We start from the raw sequence: 22,274 nt of genomic DNA, 5'->3' as shown, positions 1-22,274 counted from the left end.
ACTCCGGAAAAACCGCAAGTAACCGGTTTATCAAGGTTGGACGATAAATGGCCTAGGCATGCACGCATCAGCCGGATGGTTCTATTGTTCACCGGGCAGGATTAACAAAACATTACACTGAACGGTGTAGTTTCTAGGTTGCATCAAAGCCGATCACAAGTAAACTGCCCAGTGTAATTTTTCACCCACCCCTGCCGAAGCGTACTTATGACAGTTCCACAGCGCCTCACCGACCGAAAACGCGAAGCCATCATCCAGGCGGCGATTGCCGAATTCCGTGCCAACGGTTTCGAGATCACCAGCATGGACAAGATCGCCGCCACTGCCGGCGTGTCGAAGCGCACGGTGTACAACCATTTCCCCAGCAAGGAAGAGTTGTTCGCCGAAATCCTCAATCAATTGTGGACCCGCGTAACGACAGAGCAAGAAACGCCCTATCGCGCTGATCAACCGCTACGAGAGCAACTGCGCCTGCAACTGATGGCGAAAATGCAGATGCTGGGCGATGACAATTTCCTCGACCTGGCGCGAGTGGCCATTGCGGCAACCATCCATTCCCCTGAGCGCGCTCAGGACATGGTGGCTCGCCTGGGTGAGCGCGAAGAAAGCCTGACGGTGTGGATTCGCGCGGCCCAGGCCGATGGTCGGTTGAAAGCAGTCGATCCTGCGTTTGCTGCGCAACAGGTTCAGGGCCTGCTCAAATCCTTCGCGTTCTGGCCGCAGGTTTCCATGGGGTTGCCGGGCTTGTCGGCAGACATGCAGGGCACCGTCGTGGAGTCGGCACTGGATATGTTCCTGGCCTGCTACCAGTTGCCATAAATGACAATGTGCGGGCGTTGTCCCACATTGGGGCGGCTGCGGATAGATCGGCGCAATGTGTTTCAGAATGAAACTGGCACCGGGGTTATAGTGAGTCCAAGTTCCAGCCTCCACCAGAGATCACCATGAGCACGACACCCAACAACAAACCCGCCTCCCCCGTCGATCATCTGCGCTTCCATCGCCCTCACGCCCACCTGGCACCGACCTTTGGCGATGACAAGTTCGCCCTGCGTGCCGAGGCTTTTGCGCGGTTCTTTGGTACGCCGACTTTTCTCGGTGCCCAGACACTGATCGTCGCGGTGTGGATCGTCCTCAACATCTCCGGTGTGACCCACTTCGACGCGTATCCCTTCATCCTGCTCAACCTGGCGTTCAGCCTGCAGGCGGCGTATGCCGCACCTCTGATTCTGCTGGCCCAGACCCGTCAGGCGGCGCGGGATAAAGCGCAGTCCGATGCCGATGCCCAGCATCGTGAAGCGCTGGCGACCGCCAACAGTGAGCGACAGGCAGAGGCGGCGAAGAACACGTCGCAACTGATGGAATTACTCGAACAAAACACTCGCCTGACTCAACTGACCAAGGAGCTGAGCGAACGCATCGAAAACCTGACCTCGGAAATGCATCAGCACGTGTTGAACGCGGCGCCATCAAAAGGCTGAGCTGTTTACGGCAGCTTCAATGCCCGCCCCAGCTCATCAAACAAGGTGACCACCGAGCGCAGGGCGCGGCAATCCGGGCGGGTCAGCAGCCACAGCGCGGTGTCGTAACCCTGCAATGGCTCACCCAGCGCCTGCAACCCGTCGCCGATCAGGAAGTCCGGCAACGCCGCCACCCCCAACCCTGCCCGGACCAGTTCGGTCACCGACAGCATGCTGTTGCAGCGATAGGCGGGCGTCACGCCCGGCAACGCCTGGCGACGCCATGCGATGGTCGGGTGATCGGGAAGGAATTCGTCCGGGGCAATCCAGGTCAGTGCGGCGAGGTCATGGGCATCGACCGATTGCAGATAGCTCTCGCTGGCGCACACCCGGTAGGAGATGGCCGCCAGTCGCCGCCCCACCAAGTGCTCGGGCGGCGTACGGGTCAGGCGCAGGGCAATGTCGGCGTCGCGACGGCTGAGGTTGGCGAAGTCGTTGGAGGTACTGAGTTCGATGGTCAGTGCCGGGTAATTGGGCATGAACCGCGCCAGCGCCGGCAGCAACAAACCTTGCAGGACCGAGTCGGTGCAGGTCAGGCGCACGGTACCGCTGATCACTTCACCGCCCTGCTCCACGCCAATGCGCGCGGCCTCAAGTGCCTGTTCGGCGCGCTCGGCCTGCTCGGCCAAGGCCTGGGCCAGGCTGGTTGGCAAGTAGCCGGCGCGGCTCTTTTCGAACAATTGCTGACCCAGCGCGGCTTCCAGTCGACGCACCGCACGAAACACCGTCGAGACATCCACCCGCAACAGCTGCGAGGCCCGGGCCAGAGAGCCGCCACGCACCAACGCCAGAATCAGGGCCAGGTCCGGGTAGTCCAGTCGATAGTGCGTTGCTGCATTGATCACTTGGGAAAACGCCCATATTGAGTGCGTGAACGCCAATCTATAGTGAGCGCCAGGAATCAACAAGCGCCGAGGTTGCTCATGGAAAACCGCGTTATCCGCATCGCCCTGATCGGCGACTATGACCCGCACGTCACCGCTCACCAGGCCATTCCCGTGGCCCTGGAAATGGCAGCCGAACACAGTGGCCACAACGTGCAAGGGCATTGGCTGGCGACTGACAGCATCCACGCCGACACCCCGCTCGATGACTACGACGGTTTCTGGTGCGTGCCCGCCAGCCCCTACCGCAACACGGACGGCGCATTACGGGCGATTCGTTATGCCCGCGAACAAGGGCTGCCTTTCCTCGGCACCTGCGGCGGCTTTCAACACGCCGTGCTGGAATATGCGCGCAACGTGCTGGGCTGGACGGATGCCGAACATGGCGAGACATCGCCCAACGCTGCGCGGGTGTTGCTCACGCCGCTGGCCTGCTCGCTAGTGGAAGCCATCGACAGCATTCATTTGCTTGAGGGTTCGTTGATCGCCAAGGCGTACGAAACTTCTGAAATACGTGAAGGCTACCGCTGTAACTACGGTGTGAATCCTGAGTTCGAACGAGCACTGCTCAGGCATGACCTTCACAGCGTCGGGCAGGATTCGGCCCACGGCTTGCGAGCGCTGGAACTGCGAGGTCATCCGTTCTTTGTCGCCACCCTGTTCCAACCCGAACGCGCCGCGCTCAAGGGCACCTTGCCGCCCCTGGTACGGGCATTCATCCAGGCCTCCGCGGGGCAGCCCTCATGATCGCCAACACCCCGCCAACCCCTTACTTCGCCGTGATCTTCACCTCGCTGCGCACCGAGGGGGACCAGGGTTACGCCGAAGCGGCCGAGCGCATGGTCGAACTGGCCCGCCAACAGCCGGGGTTCCTCGGGGTGGAGTCGGCACGGGGCGATGACGGGTTGGGGATTACCGTGTCGTACTGGGCCAGTGAGGCGGCGATCCTGGCGTGGAAACAGCATCCCGAGCACAGCGCGATTCGGGAACGGGGGCGCTCGACCTGGTATGCCCATTGCCATACGCGGGTATGCCGGGTTGAGCGGGCTTATGAGTTCGAACGGTAATTGATGCGGCGTTAGCTCGCTCCCACAATGGATCGGTGGGAGCGAGCCTGCTCGCGATGGGGCCAGTTGAATCACTGCAAAGACTCAACCCTGCACCGATTGCCTCACCGCCAAAATCTCCGGCACTTCCCGCCGCTGCATGTACACCCGCAACGGCTCGGTGATGTTGATCCGGTCATCGATGTTCTGATCCAGCAACAACTGAATCAACTCGCGCTTGAGGGTCATGGCCTGCTCGGGGCCGGACGCCCAGACGAATTCGCTGGCGGGAATGATGCCGTCATCGGCCACGTCCATGCCGAAAGCGTCTTCACTGAAGCGCACGATGTAACGGCCGGTCTTGCGATTGAGCCCGACGAAACCTTTGAGTTGGTCGGCGGCCTGGCAGATGAGCTGGGAAGTGATGCGCATGAAAACCTCACAAAAGGTGATGGATGGTTTACACGCAAGGATGGCAAGTGGATTTCCCTCTGCCGGGGAAATGGCCGGGGCTAGGGTACTGCAAAAAACCGTTTTGAACAGATGGATGTCGGTCCGGCGATGGCGCTTGTCACGCTCAGTTGCTACAAGAGAGGGCTTCGACAACCATCGCGAAAGGATTTCGACCATGCCCGTCACCTTCAGCCAAAGCGCCTTGCTGCTGAGTCTGCTGCTCGGCCTCGGCCAGGCGCATGCCGCCAGCGAGCCAGCCCCCGTTGCATTGGCAGCCCGTCTGGGCATCCCGCACCCGGCGGTGATTGCCCATCGCGGCGCGTCCTTTGATGCCCCGGAATCCACTGCCGCCGCCTACAAGACCGCCCGCGATCTCGGCGCCGATTACCTGGAGCTGGACCTGCAACGCAGCAAGGACGGCGTGTTGTTCGCTCTGCACGACAACCATCTGCAACGCACCACCGATGTCGCCACCCGGTTCCCCGAGCGCAAGGACAGCCCGGCCACGGCATTCACCCTCGCCGAACTGAAAACCCTGGACGCCGGCAGCTGGTTCAACAGCGCCTACCCGGATCGCGCGCGGCCCGCATTTGCCGGCCTGAAAATCCTCACCCTCGATGAAATCATCGACATCGCCGAAGGCAACCCGCTGCACAAACCCGGTCTGTACATCGAAACCAAGGAGCCCAGGCAGTTTCCCGGCATCGAACGCGAGCTGAAGGAAAAACTCCAGGCCCGTGGCTGGCTGATCCCGCCGGGGTCGACACCGACAAAAAACGAAGTGGCCGTCGGCCAGGGCACTGGCAAGGTGATCTTGCAAACCTTCGAGAAGAGCAGCCTCGAGTTGCTGCAAAAGGAAATGCCGCAGGTGCCGAAAATCCTTCTGCTTTGGGTGGGCGAAGGCAACATCGAGCCGGCCTCCAACGTGCCGTTTGCCAAGTCTGGCGAGAAAGACAAAGCGGCTTACTACGCCCGACAGCAACCCAAGGACAAAGCCGAATTCCAGCGCTGGATCGACTACGCCAAGGCCCAGGGCGCGATCGGCACCGGTCCGTCTGCCGCACTGACCCAGGGGGGTGATCAGAGTTACGCGGATTTGGTGAAGCCCTGGATGAACCAGTACACCCACGACCAGGGGCTATTGGTGCATGTCTACACCCTCGACGATGCGGTGGATTACCAGAAAGCCATGGACGCCGGCGTCGACGGCATCTTCACCAACCGTGCGAGTGAGTTGCTCAAATTCTACAAGCGCCCGGCGGCGGCGAGTGTGGAGCAGGTGTTGCGCAACAACGGTTTCTGAGCCGGGATCGACGCGTCCGCATCGCTGGCAAACCAGCGATGCTCGGGAATTAAGGCTGAATTAAGTTGCCACAATTAACCTGATCCCACTCAAACAGCTCACCCAAGGAAAGATGCCCATGAAAACCCTGACAGCCCTCCTCACCGCCGTTGCCTTGACCCTGACCGCGGGTTTGGCCCAGGCCGATGTTCGCGTGGACGAGATCCCGCAACTGGTCAAGGACGGCAAGATCAAGCCGTTGGAAGAGCTGAACAAAATCGCCCTGGACCTGCACCCGGGTGCATCGATCACCAAGACCGAGCTGGATAACCATTTCAACGGTTTCGAGTATGAGATCGAACTGCGCGACAAGCAGAACGTCGAGTGGGATGTGGACATCGATGCCGCCACCGGCAAGGTCCTGAAGAACAAGCAAGACAAGTAACCGCGACACGCACAAAAGCCGCACGACCTGACCATCGTGCGGCTTTTGTGCGTTTTCAGTTCACGCCGATGTGCTGACCAGCGAACCGGACGTGCTGCCGCCCTCTTCCTGCAACGCTTGCAGCAGCGATGCGGTGGCGGTTTGCAATGAGGCAGAGGTCGTCGCTATCTGCGCCTGAGCCGCCGCCACATCAGCCGCCTTGGCATCGGCGCTTTCCTGCTTGGCCTGGGCCGCTTGCAGTTGCTGCTGTTGTTCCTGCAATTGCTTTTGCAGCTCGGCGATCTGCTTGCGCAGTTCTTTGACCGAGTCGGACTCTTCGCTGCTGCTGGAGCTGCTGCTACCCGATGCCTGTGTGCCGCCAGCGGAAACCTTGGTGTCATCGCTTGAAGTCGATGTCGAGGTCGCGGCCGCGGTGGAGGTGTCTTCAGTGCTCGTGGCGCTAGTCGAAGTGGTCGCCGTGCTCGACGGTGGCTGGGTGATTGAAACGGATGTGATGCTGACCATGGGCGTTATCCAAAGTGGTTCGAAGTCCCCTCCCTCATCGACACGCCGAGCCAACGCTTGAGATCGACTGTGTACCGACTCGGTAAGCGAACCGATACACAGCCGTTTTCATTACGCGCTCAAACGCGCTGTCACCTCGTTCAACTCCCCCGACAACCCGTGCAGGTTGTTGCTCGCCGCTTCGGTGCGTTGCACGTTGTCCAGGTTGGTACTGGCGATGCTGGTGATCTCCGTCAGATTGCGCGAGATGTCTTCGGCGACGGACGTCTGCTCTTCGGCGGCGGTGGCAATCTGGCGGTTCATGTCGCGAATCGCTTCCACGGCCAGGGTGATGCGCTCGAGCATGGCACCGGCCTCGGTGACCTGCTGAACGCTTTCCTCACTGCGCGACTGACCGCTTTCAATCGCCTGGGCCGCATCCACTGCACCGCTCTGCACGGTCTGGATAATCTGGTTGATTTCGATGATCGACGCCGCCGTGCGCTGGGCCAGGCTGCGCACTTCATCGGCCACCACGGCAAAACCGCGTCCGGCCTCTCCAGCGCGAGCGGCTTCAATCGCGGCGTTGAGCGCCAGCAGGTTGGTCTGTTCGGCGATGCCGCGAATCACTTCCAATACCTTGCCGATGCGCCCGCTGTCGGTTTCCAGCTGACGAATAACCGTGGCGGTGTTGTCGATTTCGCCGCGCATCCGGGTGATGGTGTCGATGGTGCCCTGCATGACTTTCTCGCCCTGCTGCGCGGACTGGTCGGCGTCGTCGGCGGCCCGTGCGGCATCGGCGGCATGGCGGGCGACTTCCTGGGCGGTGGCGGACATTTCGTTCATCGCTGTGGCCACCTGATCGGTGCGGTTGAACTGCTCGTTGGTGCCGCCGGCCATCACGGTCGCAATCGAATTGAGCTCGCCGCTGGCGCTTTCCAGATCCGAGGCACTGCGTTGCAAGCGGCTGAAGGTCTCAGCGAGGAAATCGCGCAAGGTATTGGCCGCCATCGCCAGTTTGCCCAATTCATCCTGACGGTTGCTGGCCACGCGCTCGGCGAATTTGCCGTGACTGAGTTGCGCCACGTATTCGATCAATTGGCGAATCGGCTCGACCAGGTTGCGGTTGATCAGCCACAGGCTCAACAGACCGATCAGCAACCCCGACGCCAGCATCACGATGATCCCCAGCAACACGGTGCGATCGGCACTGGCGCTGAGCTGTTTCGATTGCTCTACACCCTGCTGGCGCAACTCGCTGACCAATTCGCTCATCTGATCGCTGGTCGCGCGGTCCACACCCTTGACTGCGGTGTCACCGGCAGTGGGATCGGCCCCCGCCGCGAGATAGGCATCGCGGCCCTTCTGATACGCGGCGCCCAGTTGGCGATGCTCGTCGCGCAGCCGTTCGATGCGGGATTTCAGTTGCGGCTCGATGCCCTGCTGCCCGGCCAGTTCGCCGAGAATGTTCTGCACATCGCCCTGACGCTCCTGGAACTGCTTCCAGTACTTGTCCAGGTCCGCCGGTTGCTTGCCACGCAGCAGGACGTTTTTCCACTCCTGCACCTGCACCTTGAATTGCAGGTTGGCTTCATCGATCAGTTGCGACGTGTGCAACGGCCCCTCGATCAGGTTGGCGTAGCTCTGGACACCGCTGGACAAAAAGTGAAAGCAGGCCAGCGCGATCAGCAACATCGCAATCAGGCTGCCGCTCAGCAGGGCGAGAATTTGCGCTCTCAGGGACTTTTGCAAAAACATCGGACGGTACTCATGACAGGAATGAAGCACGCCCGGTTCAGGCGTGAAAGGTCTCCGGACATCCATGTCTGCGGCGTCGGCTTCTGGCCGAAGGCGCGCAACTTACCCCAAGCAACATCGGCGTGCCAGAGCGGTTCTTTAGGGAAATCCGACCATCGGCCGAGCAATCGTTTGCGTTCACTTTGCCGTCACAAAAACGTCATCAACGCTTGCGATGATGCGGCTCAAGTGAACCTGTAAAACCCGCAGCAGGCGCCTCACCTTGCGAGCACTCATGAACCACAGCATCGATCAAAGCCATCGCGATCCGGATCTGTTCGGCTTGCTTTACGGCTTCAGTTTTCGTCCTGGTGAGCGCGGTCGCCAGATCGATTCGGCCAGGGCGCTGCAATGCCTGAAGCAACCGGACGACAGCGACGAGTTCCTCTGGCTGCATTTGAATCTGGCCCATGCCGCGTGCGAGCGCTGGATGAAAAGCCATCTGGAATTACCCGAAGAGTTTTTCGAGGCCTTGCACGAAGGCTCGCGCTCGACGCGTATCGAGCATGTCGACTCGGCCTTGCTGGCGGTGGTCAACGACGTGGTGTTCAACCTCAGCAGCATGGTCTCGTCGGATGTCTCGACGCTGTGGGTCTGCGTGCGCAGTCGGCTGATCATCAGCGCACGCCTGCAACCGCTGCACTCGGTGGACAAGCTGCGCTCTTCGGTGAAGGCCGGCGAACGCTTTCGCTCGCCGCTGGAACTGCTGGTGCACCTGCTGCGCGATCAGGGTGAAGTGCTGACCCAGATCGTGCGCAAGACCAGCCAGAGTGTCGATCAGGTCGAAGACGAATTACTCTCCTCGCGCCTGTCGACCAACCGTGCCGAGCTGGGCGCCAACCGTCGGGTGCTGGTGCGCTTGCAACGGCTGCTGGCGCTGGAACCGGGGTCGTTGCTGCGCCTGCTCAATCGCCCCCCGACCTGGCTGCAAAAGGAAGACGTGAAAGAGCTGCGCAAATCCACCGAGGAGTTCGCGTTGATCATCAACGACCTCACGGCGCTGGGCGAACGGATCAAGCTGCTGCAGGAGGAGATCGCCGCCAACCTCAACGAACAAAGCAACCGCACGCTGTTCACCTTGACCGTGGTGACGGTACTGGCATTGCCGATCAACATCATTGCCGGCTTCTTCGGCATGAACGTCGGTGGGGTGCCACTTGCCCAGGACCCCGAAGGGTTCTGGATTCTGGTGGCGCTGGTCGCGACTTTTACCCTGATCGCCGGACGCTGGGCGTTTCGCAAGCGCAAGGATTATTGACACTCCCTTCATCACCCGACACAGGTTTTTGTACAACCTCAGGATTGTCCGGGTTTCAGATAAACGACCCACGAAACACCTAAACACTGATCCAAAGCAGCCTCCCTGTAACAATTGGCAACGATCATGACCGGTACTCCTTCCATCCTCAGGAATGTCCGGTATGGCTACGCCCACTTTCACTGCCGCTCAGGCCCCTGCCAGTAGTGCAAAACCGCAGTTGGACAAAAAACCCGGCTTGTTCACCATCGTCGTATTTTTTGCGGTACTGGCCATCGGCTTGCTGTTCACCGCCTACAGCCTGATGCGCGACATGAACGAACTCGGCACGGTGGTGACCACCTGGACGCCGTTTCTGCTGCTGGGCGTCGCGCTGTTGATCGCTCTGGGCTTTGAATTCGTCAACGGTTTCCACGACACCGCCAACGCGGTGGCCACCGTGATTTACACCAACTCATTGCCGCCGAACGTCGCAGTGGTCTGGTCCGGTTTCTTCAACTTCCTCGGCGTGTTGCTGTCCAGCGGCGCGGTGGCCTTCGGCATCATCGCCCTGTTGCCGGTGGAATTGATTCTGCAGGTCGGCTCGTCCGCTGGTTTTGCGATGATCTTCGCCCTGCTGATCGCGGCGATCCTGTGGAACCTCGGCACCTGGTGGCTGGGCCTGCCAGCGTCTTCGTCGCACACCCTGATCGGCTCGATCATCGGCGTGGGCGTGGCCAACGCACTGATGAACGGCCGCGATGGCACCAGCGGCGTGGATTGGGCGCAAGCGATCAAGATCGGTTATGCATTGCTGCTCTCGCCACTGGTCGGCTTCGGCTGCGCCGCGTTGCTGTTGCTGGCCCTGCGCGCGTTCGTGAAAAACCGCGCGCTGTACAAGGAGCCGAAAGGTCAGACCCCGCCACCCTGGTGGATTCGCGGTCTGCTGATCGTGACCTGCACCGGCGTGTCCTTCGCCCACGGCTCCAACGACGGTCAGAAAGGCATGGGCCTGATCATGCTGATCCTGGTCGGCACCCTGCCAATGGCTTACGCCCTGAACCGCACCATGCCGGCCGACCAGGCCCTGCAATTCGCGGCCGTGGCCGAAGTCACCCAGCAAGCACTGGTCAAAAATGCACCGCAACCCGCGCCGGCCGACCCACGGGCGGTGCTGTCCGACTACGTGCGCAGCAAGGACGCCACGCCGCAATTGGTGCCGGCGCTCGCCGCGCTGACCGGTAGCATTGGCGCCGAGGTCAAGGGGTATGGTTCGCTGTCGAAAGTCCCCGCCGAAGCCGTGGGCAACGTGCGCAACGACATGTACCTGACCAGCGAAACCATTCGCCTGATGGACAAGAACAAGCTCGGCAACTTCGACGCCGACACCAGCGGCAAGCTGCAACTGTTCAAGCAGCAGATCGATAACTCGACACGCTTCATCCCGCTATGGGTGAAGATCGCGGTGGCCATCGCCCTCGGCCTGGGCACCATGGTCGGCTGGAAACGGATCGTGGTGACGGTTGGCGAGAAGATCGGCAAGACCCACCTGACCTATGCCCAGGGCGCCTCGGCGGAAACCGTGGCCATGCTGACCATCGGCGCCGCCGACATGTTCGGTTTGCCGGTTTCGACCACGCACGTGCTGTCTTCCGGTGTGGCCGGGACCATGGTCGCCAATGGTGGCGGCCTGCAGATGAGGACCATCCGCAACCTGCTGATGGCCTGGGTACTGACCTTGCCGGCGGCCATTGTGCTGTCGGGCAGCCTGTACTGGTTGTTCACGCAGTTGTTCTGATTCGATTGTTGTTTCAACCGTCCCGGCCCGATCCTGAGCCGGGATTTTTTTTGTCCGACGGCACGGCATTTGCTCACAAGCCCGGGAGCTTACGTTTTGTTGACGCGCCACACGTCCAGCAGCCCTTCAGTTTGCTAGCGTGATGCCGACTTATAAAAGACTCGATGCATTCAGGAGCGAATTCGTGAATCTGTACATCAATCAGCTTCAACACAAAGCTGACTTCAAAGAAGCCATCTATGCCGGCGACATCTTCCTGAACACTCATCTGCGCGCCGCCAAGGATCTGTGCGCGTTCGCCCAGGACAGCATCACCGCCGCCTTCGACGGCGAGACCCATCACCAGGCGCTGCACACGCTGATGCCGGTGGAAGAATTCGTGGTTCTGGTGACGCGCCTCAAGGGCCAGTTCACCAACAGCCAACGCGTCAAGGAATTGATCCTGTCGTTCATCGACGAGATCGGCGTCGACCCGCGCGAATACATTTTCGACGTGCCGCGCATTCGCGTGGTGCCCAACTATGACTACCTGCACGCCGGGGTCAGCTACGCCTACAAGCCGCATCGCGACACGTGGTACGGCAGCGTCGATTGCCAGATCAACACCTGGATGCCGGTGCACACCATCAGCCCCGACCAGACCATGATGATCAACGCCGGCTACTTCGACGTACCGGTGAAGAACACCTCCAGCCAATGGAGCCTCAACGACTGGATCAACAATCAACGCCACAAGGCCAAGGACAACCTCAAGGAGGAAGTCCGGGTGCACCCGGTGCCACTGGAAGAGATCAATAGCACTTCTGAAGTGCGCATCGCCGGCAACACCGGTGAGATGCTGATCTTCTCTGGCTCGCACCTGCACGGCACCGTGGCCAACCACACCAATCAAACCCGCTTCAGCGTGGACTTCCGCCTGATGCACCTCGACGACCTCAAGCACCAGCGCGGCGCCATCAACGTCGACAGCGCGTGCCCGGATGTCGGCGCAGGCTTCAAAGACTATTTCCACGCCCACGACTTTTCGAATTTCCAAGGAATCGACCAATGACCAAGCGTCGCATCACGCCTGCCGAGGCCCAGTACAACGAAACCCGTGCCAACGTCCTCAAACGGGTCGATGCCGAATACGTCGCCGATGCACCGTTCGTCTTCGCCAACCGCATCGGCGTGACCGCTGCGCTGTCGCGCATGGAGCTGTTCAAGAAAGTGGCCGAAGTACCGGGCGCGATCATCGAGTGCGGCGTGTACAAGGGCAACTCGCTGATGCTCTACATGCACCTGTCGATGATCCTGGAACCCTACGCGATCAACCGCTCGATCATCGGCTTCGACACCTTCGAAGGCTTCCAGAGCATCGACAAGAACGAAGACCCGGCCGACGTCAACGAGACCATGTTCTCCGACACCGACCAGTCGCTGATCCAGGACATGATCGACGCCAACGACCTGCTGCGCCCGGTCAACCGCATCCCGCGCTGCGAACTGGTCAAGGGTGACATCGTCAAGACCGTGCCTGAGTGGGTCAAGACCCGTCCTGATCTGGTCGTGGCCATGTTGATTCTCGACACCGACCTGTACGAGTCGACCAAAGTCGCGCTGGAAACCTTCCTGCCGTACATGCCTAAAGGCGCAATCGTAGTGCTCGACGAAGTCGCCTACCGCAACTTCCCGGGCGAAACCAAAGCCCTGCGTGAAGTGCTGGACCTGAACAAGATCGAACTCAAGCGTCTGCCGTTCGATTCCTGCGTAGGTTACTTCCACGTCTGATACCCGGACCGGGACCTGACACAAAACCTGTGGGAGCGAGCTGGCTCGCGAATGCGGTCTGACCTTCAACAATGACGTTGAATCGTTGACCCTTTCGCGAGCCAGCTCGCTCTCGTCGTTTATGCGCCGCAGCTTTCACGAATGACCATGCGCTCGCGCACCACGTCATACACCCAGTGGTACAGGTAGGTGTACGGCAGGAAAAACAGCAGCACCCCGATATCCAGCAAAAATGCCTGCCACAGGCTGATGTTCAGCCACCAGGCAATCAGCGGTACGCCGAGGGCCACCAGCCCACCTTCGAACAACAGTGCATGCACCACACGGACCCAGGCGTTGTGCGCAATGGCCAGGCGCTTGAGCATCCGATCGAAGAAGCCGTTGAACACCACGTTCCACGCCAGGGCCAGGGCGGCCATGACCAGGGTCACGACGCCCATGTCGAGCATCGGCTTGTCCATGATCAACGCCAGCAAGGGGGTGCAGATCAGGATGGCCAGCAATTCGAAACCGATGGCCTGGAAAATACGCTCAGTGATGGATTTGTTGGCGCTCATGGCCTGACTCCTTGAGTGACGATGGTTGCCATGATCCTGCCTCGCACCGATACTTCATAACCAATAACCATCGATCAAGGCGATAGTTCATGGCCTCCCAAGAAGTGTTGCAGGCCTTCGTCCAGGCCGCGACCCAAGGCTCGTTTTCCGCTGCGGCGCGTAAATTGGGTCGCAGTCAGTCGACCGTCAGCGCGGCGGTGGCCAGTCTGGAAATCGACCTCAACCTGACGCTGTTCGACCGCACCACCCGCAAACCCACGCTCACCCCGGCCGGGTACGTGATGTTGCAGCGCGCCGAGGACATTCTGGCCGCCACCAGCCGCCTGGAAATGGCGGCCAGCCAACTGTCCCAAGGGGTCGAGGCGAAACTGACCGTGGCACTGTCCGACACCTACCAGTCCGATCGCTTCGAAGCGGCACTCAGTGCATTCGATCAGCGTTATCCCGACCTGGAACTCGAATGCCTGATCGCCGAATGCGAGGACCTGGTGGCCCTGGTACAGAGCGGTCGGGCACAGGTGGCCTTCGCCGAAATGCAGGACAGCTACCCGCCGGACCTGGTCAGCTCGACGGTGGATGAACGCACGGACATCGCGCTGTTCGCCTCCCCCGAACACCCGCTGGCAGCGCTGCAATACATTGATCAGGACGTACTGCAGCAGCACCGTGAATTGCGCCTGGCAACCATCGTCAATCCATACGAAAGCCGGGCGAAGGGTCGCGTCTGGTCGGCGCCGAGTTATTTGATGCTGCTGGAAATGGCCCAGGGCGGATTCGGCTGGGCGCCATTGCCACGCTGGCTGGTGGAGCGCTTCGGTCCAGGCACCTTGCAGGAGCTGCCGGTGCGTGGCTGGCCGAAGACGGTGTCGGTCGATGCCCTGTGGTCGCGACTGCACCCACCGGGACCGGCGGGCAGTTGGTTGCTGGGCAAGATGCTGGAGTGAGAGTCCTTCGGCGCTGCGCGGAACCAGTGGGAGCCCGCTCGCGATGGTCGTCAACGATGACGCGGTCTGGCTGAATGACCGCGTTGCCCGGACGTTTTTCGTCGGAACGCCGCCCGGAGCAAGCTCGCTCCCACAGAGAAGCAAGGCGGCGCCCCCACCCGCTCTTCTCCACTCATCAGGCCGAGCGTTAGCTCGCCTGCAGCTCTTGATCTTGATCCACCCGCCCCTTCGGGAGGCTGAGTGGAAGTGTGCATCCGGGGAGTGGCGCGTAGCGCCGTTCGACGCAGTCGAACACGCTGCATGCAGGTCGAAGCGAAGCAGACCGGAGGGCAGTGTCCCCGGATGGATACCGCAGCGAAGGAACCCCGAGCCTTAGCGAGGGGCCGGACGCTCGGGGCGAGACCTTTTGGTTCCTTTTGTGGCGTTTGACAAAAGGGACTCGCCGTAAGGGCGAAACCGCCAGCCGCCATCACCGCAACAACGGATATGTACACAACCAAACCAAAACCCGGTCGGCCCAGAGGCCGCCGATACACCCACATCACCTCAACCCCTTGAGCCGCCCCCGGATAAACCGCCGCTCCGGCTCCTGCCGGGTCAACTCCAGCGCCCGCTCATACGCCTGCCGCGCCTGCTCCACCCGCCCCAACTGCCGACAAAATTCCGCCCGCGCCGAATGGGCCAAGTGGTAATCCTGCAACTCACCACGCTCCAGAATCGCCTCGACCAGCGCCAACCCCGCCAGCGGCCCGTCCCGCTTCGACAGGGCCGCTGCACGGTTCAACTCGATCACCGGCGAAGGTACGGCGCGCAGCAACACGTCATACAGCCCGACAATCTGCGCCCAGTCGGTTTGCTCCACCGACGGTGCTTCGGCATGCACCGCCGCAATCGCCGCTTGCAGGCAATAGGGGCCGAATCGCCGCGTGCCCAGCGCCCGCTCCACCAACGCACAACCTTGGGCGATCATCTGGCTGTCCCACAACGTTCGGTCCTGCTCATCCAGCAAGATCAACTCGCCACCAGAGGACGTGCGCGCCGGGCGCCGCGATTCGTGCAACAGCATCAGCGCCAGCAGCCCCATCACCTCCGGCTCCGGCAACAGCTCCATGAGCAAACGCCCGAGTCGAATGGCTTCACGGGTCAACTCTTCGCGGGTCACCAGCGCGCCGATGGACGCCGAATAACCTTCGTTGAACACCAGGTAAATCACCCGCAACACGCTGTCGAGGCGTTCGGGCAGTTCCGCCAGGGTCGGCACCTGATAAGGGATTTTCGCGTCACGGATTTTCGACTTGGCGCGCACGATGCGCTGGGCGATGGTGGCCGGCGCCGAGAGGAAGGCCCGGGCGATTTCTTCCGTGGTCAGGTCGCAGACTTCCCGCAGGGTCAGCGGCACCTGGGCGTCCGCCGCCAGTGCCGGGTGACAGCAGGTAAAAATCAGCCGCAGGCGGTCGTCTTCCACGTCCTCGTCACTCCAGTCGGCCTGCTCCAGTTCTTCCAGTTGCGCGATCAACAGCGGACGAGACGCGGCGAAGCGGGCGCGCCGGCGCAACACATCAATGGCTTTGAAGCGTCCGGTGGACACCAGCCACGCCCGCGGATTGTCCGGCACACCGTCCCGCTGCCAGCGCTCGACTGCAATGAAAAACGCCTCATGCAGGGCCTCTTCGGCGAGGTCGAAATCGCCGAGCAAGCGGATCAGTGTCGCCAGAATCCGTCGCGACTCTTCACGATAGACCTGCTCGACGCGCTCCTTGACCGACACCGTCATTTCAAGGGTTCAACTGGCGAACGGGGCGCACTTCGACACAACCGACCCGGGCCGCCGGAATGTCACCGGCGACCTGGATGGCTTCGTTGAGGTCCTTGGCGTCGATCAGGTAGAAGCCGGCCAGTTGCTCCTTGGTTTCGGCGAACGGGCCGTCGGTGATCGACAGCTTGCCGTTGCGCATGCGCACGGTGGTGGCGGTCTGCACCGATTCCAGCGCCTCGGCGGCGACCATTCGGCCACTGCCCTGGATCGACTCGGCGTACGCCATGCACTCGGCGTCCTTTGGGCTTTCCGGCAACGCATGCAGCAGGTGCTCGTCGCTGTAGACCAGGCATAAATATTTCATGAGCTTCTCCAGGGTCGAAGATCAACTATGGCCGTGAATCGGCCGTTTGGCGCGTCTTCCCGATCAACTGCCCGCCGGTCAGGGTTCCAGATTGAACAGGGCCGTACCGCTCATCATGTCGAACGGCGCCGACCAGTGTTCGTGGACGATGCGCCATTGTCCGGCCTCGCGCCGGTAGCAGGCCGTCACGCGCATCCAGCACGCCTGGGTTTCACCCTTGTCATTGGTGCCCCCGCAGTGGGCCAGCCAATGGGCAAAGGCGATGTGTTCATCAGCCACGATGTTCATCTGGTCGAAGTCAAAAGTGTGCGGGCCCTGGCACATTTCCATGCATTCGAGCCAATGCGCGCGGTAGGCGGCCTTGCCGCGAAACTGCAGCGCCTTGACCGCGTCATAGGAGACGATGTCCTCGGCATACAGGGCCATGATTTTCTCGACATCCTTGGCGATGACCGCCTGACGGTAGGTGTCGATCAGGGTCTGGATTTCGTGGGTGGCGTTCATGGTGGTTCTCCGTGGTTTTTATTGTGAAGACACCCTTAGTCGTCTGGCGATCCATCCAATCGACAGCCGAAATAAAAATAATCCATGAACGCAAACTCGCTAGAATCCGAGGCTCATTTCCGTTGGAAAAAGGACACTCCAGTGACAACCCGACTCGTGCCTTACGAAAGCCTCAATGCGCTGCAGCGCCAGCAGGTCGAGGCCATCGAAGTGCATCCGGAACAAATCAGGTTTTGCGGTGACATCCACGGTGCATTGCACACCCTGCTGTCCCGACCCGGCCCCGGCGTCAAAGGATTTGCCCTGTTGGCCGACGCGATCCCCGTGGCCTTCCTGCTGCTCAAACGCCCACCGGTATTACCCGCCTGGGCCGACGAACACAGCGCCACCCTGCATGCCTTGCAGGTCGATCAGCGCGCCCAGGGCAAGGGCTATGGAAAGGCTTGCCTGCAAGACTTGGCCGAAGTGGCCCGCCAGGCCTGGCCGGAAATTCGCGGGCTGGAGTTGTCGGTGGATGCAGACAACGCCGCGGCCATTGCCCTGTACGCCAAATATGGTTTTGTCGACAGCGGCGAGGCGTACAAGGGGCGGATTGGCTATGAACGGCGGATGGGAATGATGTTCTAGGTGCGCCACGCACCTGTAGGAGCGAGCTCGCTCCGGGCGGCGTTCCGACGATGGTCGATAACGATAACGCGTGTTTACCGGTTAAACGCGGTGTTCTTAAGTCCATCGCGGGCAAGCCCGCTCCCACAGGTTTTGTGCAAAATTTTAGAGACTGAGCACCATCTCATGCCACGCCATGCCGCCATGGTCCGACGCCGATGGCTTGACGTAGGCAAAGCCGAACCCGGCGTACAGCGGGATATGCCGCTCCTTGCACATCAGGTTGATGCTGGCCTTGCCCAGTGCGCGCATGCGCTCGATGAACTCGCCCATCAAACGCTTGGCCAGGCCCTGCCCCTGAAAATCCGGATGCACCACCACTGACATGATCACCACATGGGGCCCGGCCGGGTCGTGGCCGATCAGTTCCTTGAACGCTTCGTCCGACATTTCAACTTCAAATGCCGCACCGGAATTGATGAAGCCGGCCACCACGCCGTCCACTTCGGCGACGATGAAACCCTCGGGCCAGGTGGCGATGCGGGTGGCGATTTTTTCGCGGGTCGCGGCTTCGTCGCCCTCGTAGGCTATGGTTTCGATGGCGTAGCAACGGTCCAGGTCGGCGGGCGTGACGTGACGGATGACGGTGTTCATGGCAACTCGGAATCAGCGATGGGAAAGCCGGGGATCATAAATCAGCCTCCCCGTGACATCGAGAGACGAATCGTCGATACGTCTCTCGATGCGGCTGATCAGGCCTTGATCGGCAGCCAGATTTCCAGTGTTCCGGTGTTGAGCCTGGGGTTGAAGTCTTCACTGTAGCGTTCGAATTCCGGGGCGTCCGCCGCCTGATGCCCGGACTGCGGCAGCCAGGTCTCGTAGATGTACCGAAAAGTCTGGGGCAAGGATTCCAGCGGCCCTTTATGCTCGAACACGGCGTAATACTGCGGCTGAATTTCAACCCAGCGGTATTGCTCGGGCAAATCGTCGAGCTTGCTGATCTCGACCCCGGCGATGTAATCAAAGCCACCCTTGCCATCGAAATTGCAGCAGACGCCGTAGGTGACTTCACCCTTTTGACCCGGCACGTTGCCGATGTGGGGACTGAATTTTTCCCAAAGCGCGGGAATGCCTGCGGTGGTCTGCTGGGTGAAGGGAGCGCCAAGCCCTGCAATCAGCAGGAAGTGTCCGTGTTCAAAGCGCGGTTCCAACAATTCGACGCTTTTTTGCTCATCCATGACTCGACTCCTGGAAGGAAAAATGGGTTCGGCTGGGAGTATAGAAGCCAAACCCGTTTCGCCCACTTACAGTGCGTGCAACTGCTCGACGGCAGCCGCACCGACAAACTCGTTATAGCCGGAAAGGATCACGTACACCGCGAAATAGCAGAAGATCGCCGCAGATGCCATATAGGAGTACCGCAGCAACTTGTCGCCGAGCAACTTGCCGCCATGGCTTGCGGCAAAGCACAGGCCGGCGGACCACAGCAAACCGGCGCAGAGAAAACCGCCGAGGAACAGCGCCGAACTGAGCGGGCCACCGCCGCCGGATCGTGCGATCAACGTGCCGCCCACGGCGGCGAACCAGAGAATCGCGCTGGGCGAGGACATGGCGAGGAAGATCCCGCGAAAAAACTCTTTGCGATGGGAGTTCTGCCCCACCTCGACCGTTTCGGCCATCAACGCTTCATGGTGGATCGCCGAATAAATCATCTTCGCCGCGAAATACACCAGCAACGCCGAACCACCGATCCACAGCACCCAACGCACGGTTTCGTACTGCAGCAAAACCGTCATGCCCGCCAGTGCCAGCACCGCGTAGATCAGGTCGCCGACGCAGGTCCCCAGGCCCAGAGCAAAGCCTTGAAAATAGCCGCGCTGCATCGCCAGGGTGATCATGGCGATATTGGCCACGCCAATGTCCAGGCACAGCGAAAGACTCAGCAAAAAGCCACTGGTGAATTCCATCGTCCCAATTCCTTCGGAAAAATTTGTTTACATGGAGGCTGGACAGTCTGCCACAGCTGACCGTACATTCCGCACAGGTCACCGCAGTGACCAGCGTCGCTCGGACGGTTCCGGGCGCTTACGTTATCCGAGGCAACAATGGCCGAACAAGGTTCGCCGCGCCGCTTTGCGCGCATAGATCGACTCCCTCCTTACGTTTTCAACATCACCGCCGAGCTGAAGATGGCTGCCCGTCGTCGTGGCGAAGACATCATCGACTTGAGCATGGGCAACCCCGACGGCGCCACGCCGCCGCACATCGTCGAGAAACTGGTGACCGTCGCCCAGCGCGAAGACACCCATGGCTACTCGACGTCCAAGGGTATTCCGCGCCTGCGCCGGGCGATTTCCAACTGGTACAAGGATCGCTACGAGGTCGACATCGACCCGGAAACCGAAGCCATTGTCACCATCGGCTCCAAGGAAGGCCTGGCGCATTTGATGCTGGCGACCCTCGACCAGGGCGACACCGTGCTGGTGCCGAACCCCAGCTACCCGATTCACATCTACGGTGCCGTGATTGCCGGCGCCCAGGTGCGTTCGGTACCGCTGGTGCCGGGCGTGGATTTCTTCGCCGAACTGGAACGGGCTATCCGGGGTTCGATTCCGAAGCCGAAAATGATGATCCTCGGCTTCCCGTCCAACCCCACCGCACAATGTGTGGAGCTGGATTTCTTCGAACGGGTGATCGCACTCGCCAAGCAGTACGACGTGCTGGTGGTGCATGACCTGGCCTACGCCGACATCGTCTACGACGGCTGGAAAGCCCCGTCGATCATGCAGGTGCCGGGCGCCAAGGACATTGCGGTGGAGTTTTTCACCCTGTCCAAGAGCTACAACATGGCGGGCTGGCGCATCGGTTTCATGGTCGGCAACCCGGAACTGGTCAACGCCCTGGCGCGGATCAAGAGTTATCACGACTACGGCACCTTCACCCCGCTGCAAGTCGCAGCGATTGCGGCGCTCGAAGGCGACCAGCAATGCGTGCTCGACATCGCCGAGCAATACCGCCAGCGCCGTAACGTGTTGGTCAAAGGCCTGCATGAGCTGGGCTGGATGGTCGAGAATCCGAAGGCGTCGATGTACGTCTGGGCCAAGATTCCCGAGGCTTATGCCCATCTGGGTTCGCTGGAGTTCGCCAAGAAACTGCTGGCCGAAGCCAAGGTCTGTGTCTCGCCAGGCGTGGGCTTTGGTGAGTACGGGGACGATCACGTGCGCTTTGCGCTGATCGAAAACCAGGACCGGATTCGTCAGGCTGTTCGCGGCATTCGCGGGATGTTCCGGGCCGATGGGGTGGCACCAAAGGCCACCAGCTAATACAAAACACTGTGGGAGCGAGCCTGCTCGCGATGAGGGCTTATATTCAACGAAGATGTTGAATGTAAGTCCGCCATCGCGAGCAGGCTCGCTCCCACATTTGGTTTTGTGGTGCGCTTAAACGAACAACGACAACAGCAGAATGAAGCCCAGGCCCACCACCGACAGGATGGTCTCCATCGCGGTCCAGGTCTTGAAGGTTTCTGCCACGGTCATGTTGAAGTACTGCTTCACCAGCCAGAAGCCGGCGTCGTTGACGTGGGACAGGATCAACGAACCGGCACCGGTGGCCAACACCAGCAGCTCACGGTTCACGCCCGGAATCATCCCCACCACCGGCACCACGATGCCCGCGCCAGTGATGGTCGCCACGGTCGCCGAACCGGTCGCGATGCGGATCACCGCCGCCACCAGCCACGCCAGCAGGATCGGCGAGATCTGTGCGTTCACCGCCATGTGGCCGATCACGTCACCCACACCGCTGGTCACCAGCATCTGCTTGAAGCCACCGCCGGCACCGATGATCAGAATGATCGCGGCGGTCGGCGCCAGGCTCGCGTCCAGCCATTTCATCATTTGGCTGGAACCGATGCCCTGCTTGTAGCCGAAGGTGTACAGCGACAGCAGCAAGGCCAGCAGCAACGCCGAGATCGGGTGACCGATCAGGTCCATGAAGGAGCGGAAGATGTTGCCATCGGGCAGCACCACGTCGGCAAACGTCTTGAGCAGCATCAGGAACACCGGCAGCAGCACGGTCACCAATGTGATGCCGAAGCTCGGCAGTTCAGCCGAATCGGTTTCGCGTGCCAGTTGATCCACCAACTCCTGGTTCGGATGGCCAGGGATGTGCTTGGCAATGAACGTACCGTAGATCGGGCCGGCAATGATCGCGGTAGGCAGCGCCACGATCAGGCCATACAGAATGGTTTTACCGATGTCGGCGCCGAACACGCCGATCGCCAGCAGCGGCCCCGGGTGCGGTGGCACCAGGCCGTGGACGGCGGACAGACCGGCCAGCAGCGGGATGCCGATCTTGATGATCGACACGCCGGTACGCCGGGCAACGATGAACACCAGCGGAATCAGCAGCACGAAGCCGATTTCGAAGAACAGCGGGATGCCCACGAGGAACGCGGCGAACATCATGGCCCACTGCACTTTGTCCTTGCCGAAGGCGCGGATCAGGGTCTGGGCGATCTGGTCCGCCCCGCCCGACTCGGCCATCATTTTGCCGAGCATGGTGCCCAGCGCGAGGATGATCCCGACGAAACCGAGCACGCCACCGAAGCCGTCCTGGAACGCCTTGATGATGGTGCCGATCGGCATGCCGGAGGTCAGCCCGAGGAAGGCGGCGGCGATGATCAGGGCAAGAAAGGGATGCAACTTGAACTTGGTGATCAGAACGATAAGCCCGATCACCGTGACCACTGCATCGAGCAGCAGGAACGTCTCGTGGGACATGCCAAACATTAGGGGTGTCTCCTGGTTGTTGTTGTTATTGAAGC

Annotated in this window: 25 protein-coding genes; 13 read left to right on the top strand and 12 right to left on the bottom strand. The window is 60.8% G+C overall.

Translation table 11 applies throughout. The annotated features are described in order from the left end of the window. The first annotated feature begins 207 nt into the window (after nucleotides 1-207). Nucleotides 208-819: a TetR/AcrR family transcriptional regulator gene (locus JQF37_RS24320; protein WP_130210133.1), complete on the top strand. Its 612-nt coding sequence runs from the start codon at nucleotides 208-210 to the stop codon at nucleotides 817-819. Nucleotides 820-944: 125 nt separating this feature from the next. Further along, entirely contained in the window at nucleotides 945-1,481 is a 537-nt protein-coding gene (locus tag JQF37_RS24315) for a DUF1003 domain-containing protein (RefSeq protein ID WP_130210131.1), read from the top strand. Between the two features lie 5 nt (nucleotides 1,482-1,486). Here the strand turns inward: JQF37_RS24315 and JQF37_RS24310 are convergent, their stop codons facing one another. Beyond that, nucleotides 1,487-2,428: a LysR family transcriptional regulator gene (locus tag JQF37_RS24310; protein ID WP_130210146.1), complete on the bottom strand. Its 942-nt coding sequence runs from the start codon at nucleotides 2,426-2,428 to the stop codon at nucleotides 1,487-1,489. A 15-nt stretch (nucleotides 2,429-2,443) separates the two neighbouring features. On the opposite strand from JQF37_RS24310, the gene JQF37_RS24305 reads away from it, so the two are divergent. Beyond that, nucleotides 2,444-3,151 (top strand): CTP synthase, encoded by a 708-nt coding sequence (locus tag JQF37_RS24305; protein ID WP_130210129.1) that lies wholly within the window; start codon nucleotides 2,444-2,446, stop codon nucleotides 3,149-3,151. Further along, the gene (locus JQF37_RS24300) at nucleotides 3,148-3,471 is read left to right on the top strand and encodes an antibiotic biosynthesis monooxygenase (protein WP_130210127.1); all 324 of its coding nucleotides are present in this window, start codon (nucleotides 3,148-3,150) and stop codon (nucleotides 3,469-3,471) included. The genes JQF37_RS24305 and JQF37_RS24300 overlap by 4 nt, the downstream gene beginning before the upstream one ends. A gap of 84 nt (nucleotides 3,472-3,555) precedes the next feature. Here JQF37_RS24300 and JQF37_RS24295 read toward each other — a convergent pair whose 3' ends face one another. After that, nucleotides 3,556-3,882 carry a DUF2025 family protein gene (locus JQF37_RS24295; RefSeq protein ID WP_130210125.1) on the bottom strand — a complete coding sequence of 109 codons (327 nt, stop codon included), beginning with the start codon at nucleotides 3,880-3,882 and terminating at the stop codon, nucleotides 3,556-3,558. Between the two features lie 196 nt (nucleotides 3,883-4,078). On the opposite strand from JQF37_RS24295, the gene JQF37_RS24290 reads away from it, so the two are divergent. Beyond that, a complete protein-coding gene (locus JQF37_RS24290; RefSeq protein WP_130210123.1) occupies nucleotides 4,079-5,206 on the top strand; it encodes a glycerophosphodiester phosphodiesterase in 1,128 nt (375 codons plus the stop codon). Between the two features lie 118 nt (nucleotides 5,207-5,324). After that, nucleotides 5,325-5,630, top strand: a complete 306-nt coding sequence (locus JQF37_RS24285; protein WP_130210121.1) for a PepSY domain-containing protein — start codon at nucleotides 5,325-5,327, stop codon at nucleotides 5,628-5,630. Nucleotides 5,631-5,690: 60 nt separating this feature from the next. Here JQF37_RS24285 and JQF37_RS24280 read toward each other — a convergent pair whose 3' ends face one another. Together JQF37_RS24280 and JQF37_RS24275 are read right to left on the bottom strand one after the other, a co-directional pair. After that, nucleotides 5,691-6,134: a hypothetical protein gene (locus tag JQF37_RS24280; RefSeq protein WP_130210119.1), complete on the bottom strand. Its 444-nt coding sequence runs from the start codon at nucleotides 6,132-6,134 to the stop codon at nucleotides 5,691-5,693. A gap of 111 nt (nucleotides 6,135-6,245) precedes the next feature. Further along, nucleotides 6,246-7,871 carry a methyl-accepting chemotaxis protein gene (locus tag JQF37_RS24275; protein WP_130210117.1) on the bottom strand — a complete coding sequence of 542 codons (1,626 nt, stop codon included), beginning with the start codon at nucleotides 7,869-7,871 and terminating at the stop codon, nucleotides 6,246-6,248. Between the two features lie 274 nt (nucleotides 7,872-8,145). Between JQF37_RS24275 and JQF37_RS24270 the strand changes: the two genes are divergently transcribed. From JQF37_RS24270 to JQF37_RS24255, 4 genes are all read left to right on the top strand, one after another. Then, nucleotides 8,146-9,168, top strand: coding sequence for a transporter (locus JQF37_RS24270; RefSeq protein ID WP_130210115.1), 1,023 nt, complete (start codon nucleotides 8,146-8,148; stop codon nucleotides 9,166-9,168). Between the two features lie 163 nt (nucleotides 9,169-9,331). Next, nucleotides 9,332-10,945, top strand: coding sequence for an inorganic phosphate transporter (locus tag JQF37_RS24265; RefSeq protein WP_130210113.1), 1,614 nt, complete (start codon nucleotides 9,332-9,334; stop codon nucleotides 10,943-10,945). Between the two features lie 184 nt (nucleotides 10,946-11,129). Further along, nucleotides 11,130-11,996, top strand: coding sequence for a hypothetical protein (locus tag JQF37_RS24260; RefSeq protein WP_130210111.1), 867 nt, complete (start codon nucleotides 11,130-11,132; stop codon nucleotides 11,994-11,996). After that, on the top strand, nucleotides 11,993-12,715 hold the full coding sequence (locus JQF37_RS24255; RefSeq protein WP_047532408.1) for a TylF/MycF/NovP-related O-methyltransferase: 723 nt from the start codon (nucleotides 11,993-11,995) through the stop codon (nucleotides 12,713-12,715). Before JQF37_RS24260 ends, JQF37_RS24255 begins: the two co-directional genes overlap by 4 nt. 119 nt (nucleotides 12,716-12,834) lie before the next feature. Here the strand turns inward: JQF37_RS24255 and JQF37_RS24250 are convergent, their stop codons facing one another. Beyond that, a complete protein-coding gene (locus JQF37_RS24250) occupies nucleotides 12,835-13,272 on the bottom strand; it encodes a multidrug/biocide efflux PACE transporter (protein WP_130210109.1) in 438 nt (145 codons plus the stop codon). Nucleotides 13,273-13,361: 89 nt separating this feature from the next. Between JQF37_RS24250 and JQF37_RS24245 the strand changes: the two genes are divergently transcribed. Beyond that, nucleotides 13,362-14,216, top strand: coding sequence for a LysR family transcriptional regulator (locus JQF37_RS24245; protein WP_130210107.1), 855 nt, complete (start codon nucleotides 13,362-13,364; stop codon nucleotides 14,214-14,216). A gap of 541 nt (nucleotides 14,217-14,757) precedes the next feature. Here the strand turns inward: JQF37_RS24245 and JQF37_RS24240 are convergent. From JQF37_RS24240 to JQF37_RS24230, 3 genes are all read right to left on the bottom strand, one after another. After that, the gene (locus JQF37_RS24240; RefSeq protein ID WP_130210105.1) at nucleotides 14,758-15,990 is read right to left on the bottom strand and encodes an RNA polymerase sigma factor; all 1,233 of its coding nucleotides are present in this window, start codon (nucleotides 15,988-15,990) and stop codon (nucleotides 14,758-14,760) included. Nucleotide 15,991: 1 nt separating this feature from the next. Continuing rightward, on the bottom strand, nucleotides 15,992-16,336 hold the full coding sequence (locus JQF37_RS24235; RefSeq protein ID WP_130210103.1) for a YciI family protein: 345 nt from the start codon (nucleotides 16,334-16,336) through the stop codon (nucleotides 15,992-15,994). 78 nt (nucleotides 16,337-16,414) lie between these two features. Beyond that, on the bottom strand, nucleotides 16,415-16,840 hold the full coding sequence (locus tag JQF37_RS24230; protein WP_130210101.1) for a nuclear transport factor 2 family protein: 426 nt from the start codon (nucleotides 16,838-16,840) through the stop codon (nucleotides 16,415-16,417). Nucleotides 16,841-16,981: 141 nt separating this feature from the next. Here JQF37_RS24230 and JQF37_RS24225 point away from each other — a divergent pair, with 141 nt between their 5' ends. Next, entirely contained in the window at nucleotides 16,982-17,467 is a 486-nt protein-coding gene (locus tag JQF37_RS24225; protein WP_130210099.1) for a GNAT family N-acetyltransferase, read from the top strand. Nucleotides 17,468-17,611: 144 nt separating this feature from the next. Here JQF37_RS24225 and JQF37_RS24220 read toward each other — a convergent pair whose 3' ends face one another. The 3 genes from JQF37_RS24220 to JQF37_RS24210 all read right to left on the bottom strand — a co-directional run bounded on the left by JQF37_RS24220 (nucleotide 17,612) and on the right by JQF37_RS24210 (nucleotide 19,413). Then, on the bottom strand, nucleotides 17,612-18,100 hold the full coding sequence (locus JQF37_RS24220; protein WP_130210097.1) for an N-acetyltransferase: 489 nt from the start codon (nucleotides 18,098-18,100) through the stop codon (nucleotides 17,612-17,614). A gap of 98 nt (nucleotides 18,101-18,198) precedes the next feature. Continuing rightward, complete coding sequence (locus JQF37_RS24215; protein ID WP_130210095.1) at nucleotides 18,199-18,684, bottom strand: GyrI-like domain-containing protein; 486 nt, start codon at nucleotides 18,682-18,684, stop codon at nucleotides 18,199-18,201. 66 nt (nucleotides 18,685-18,750) lie between these two features. Next, the gene (locus JQF37_RS24210) at nucleotides 18,751-19,413 is read right to left on the bottom strand and encodes a LysE family translocator (RefSeq protein WP_090464530.1); all 663 of its coding nucleotides are present in this window, start codon (nucleotides 19,411-19,413) and stop codon (nucleotides 18,751-18,753) included. Nucleotides 19,414-19,551: 138 nt separating this feature from the next. On the opposite strand from JQF37_RS24210, the gene alaC reads away from it, so the two are divergent. Continuing rightward, nucleotides 19,552-20,769: an alanine transaminase gene (gene alaC, locus JQF37_RS24205; RefSeq protein ID WP_130210093.1), complete on the top strand. Its 1,218-nt coding sequence runs from the start codon at nucleotides 19,552-19,554 to the stop codon at nucleotides 20,767-20,769. Between the two features lie 117 nt (nucleotides 20,770-20,886). On the opposite strand, the gene JQF37_RS24200 is transcribed toward alaC, so the two are convergent. After that, on the bottom strand, nucleotides 20,887-22,239 hold the full coding sequence (locus JQF37_RS24200; protein ID WP_130210091.1) for a GntP family permease: 1,353 nt from the start codon (nucleotides 22,237-22,239) through the stop codon (nucleotides 20,887-20,889). Between the last annotated feature and the right edge of the window lie 35 nt (nucleotides 22,240-22,274).

It is taken from the genome of Pseudomonas sp. MIL9 (assembly GCF_016887925.1).
GTDB lineage: Bacteria > Pseudomonadota > Gammaproteobacteria > Pseudomonadales > Pseudomonadaceae > Aquipseudomonas > Aquipseudomonas mohnii.
This window is presented reverse-complemented; position numbering and strand designations above follow the sequence as displayed.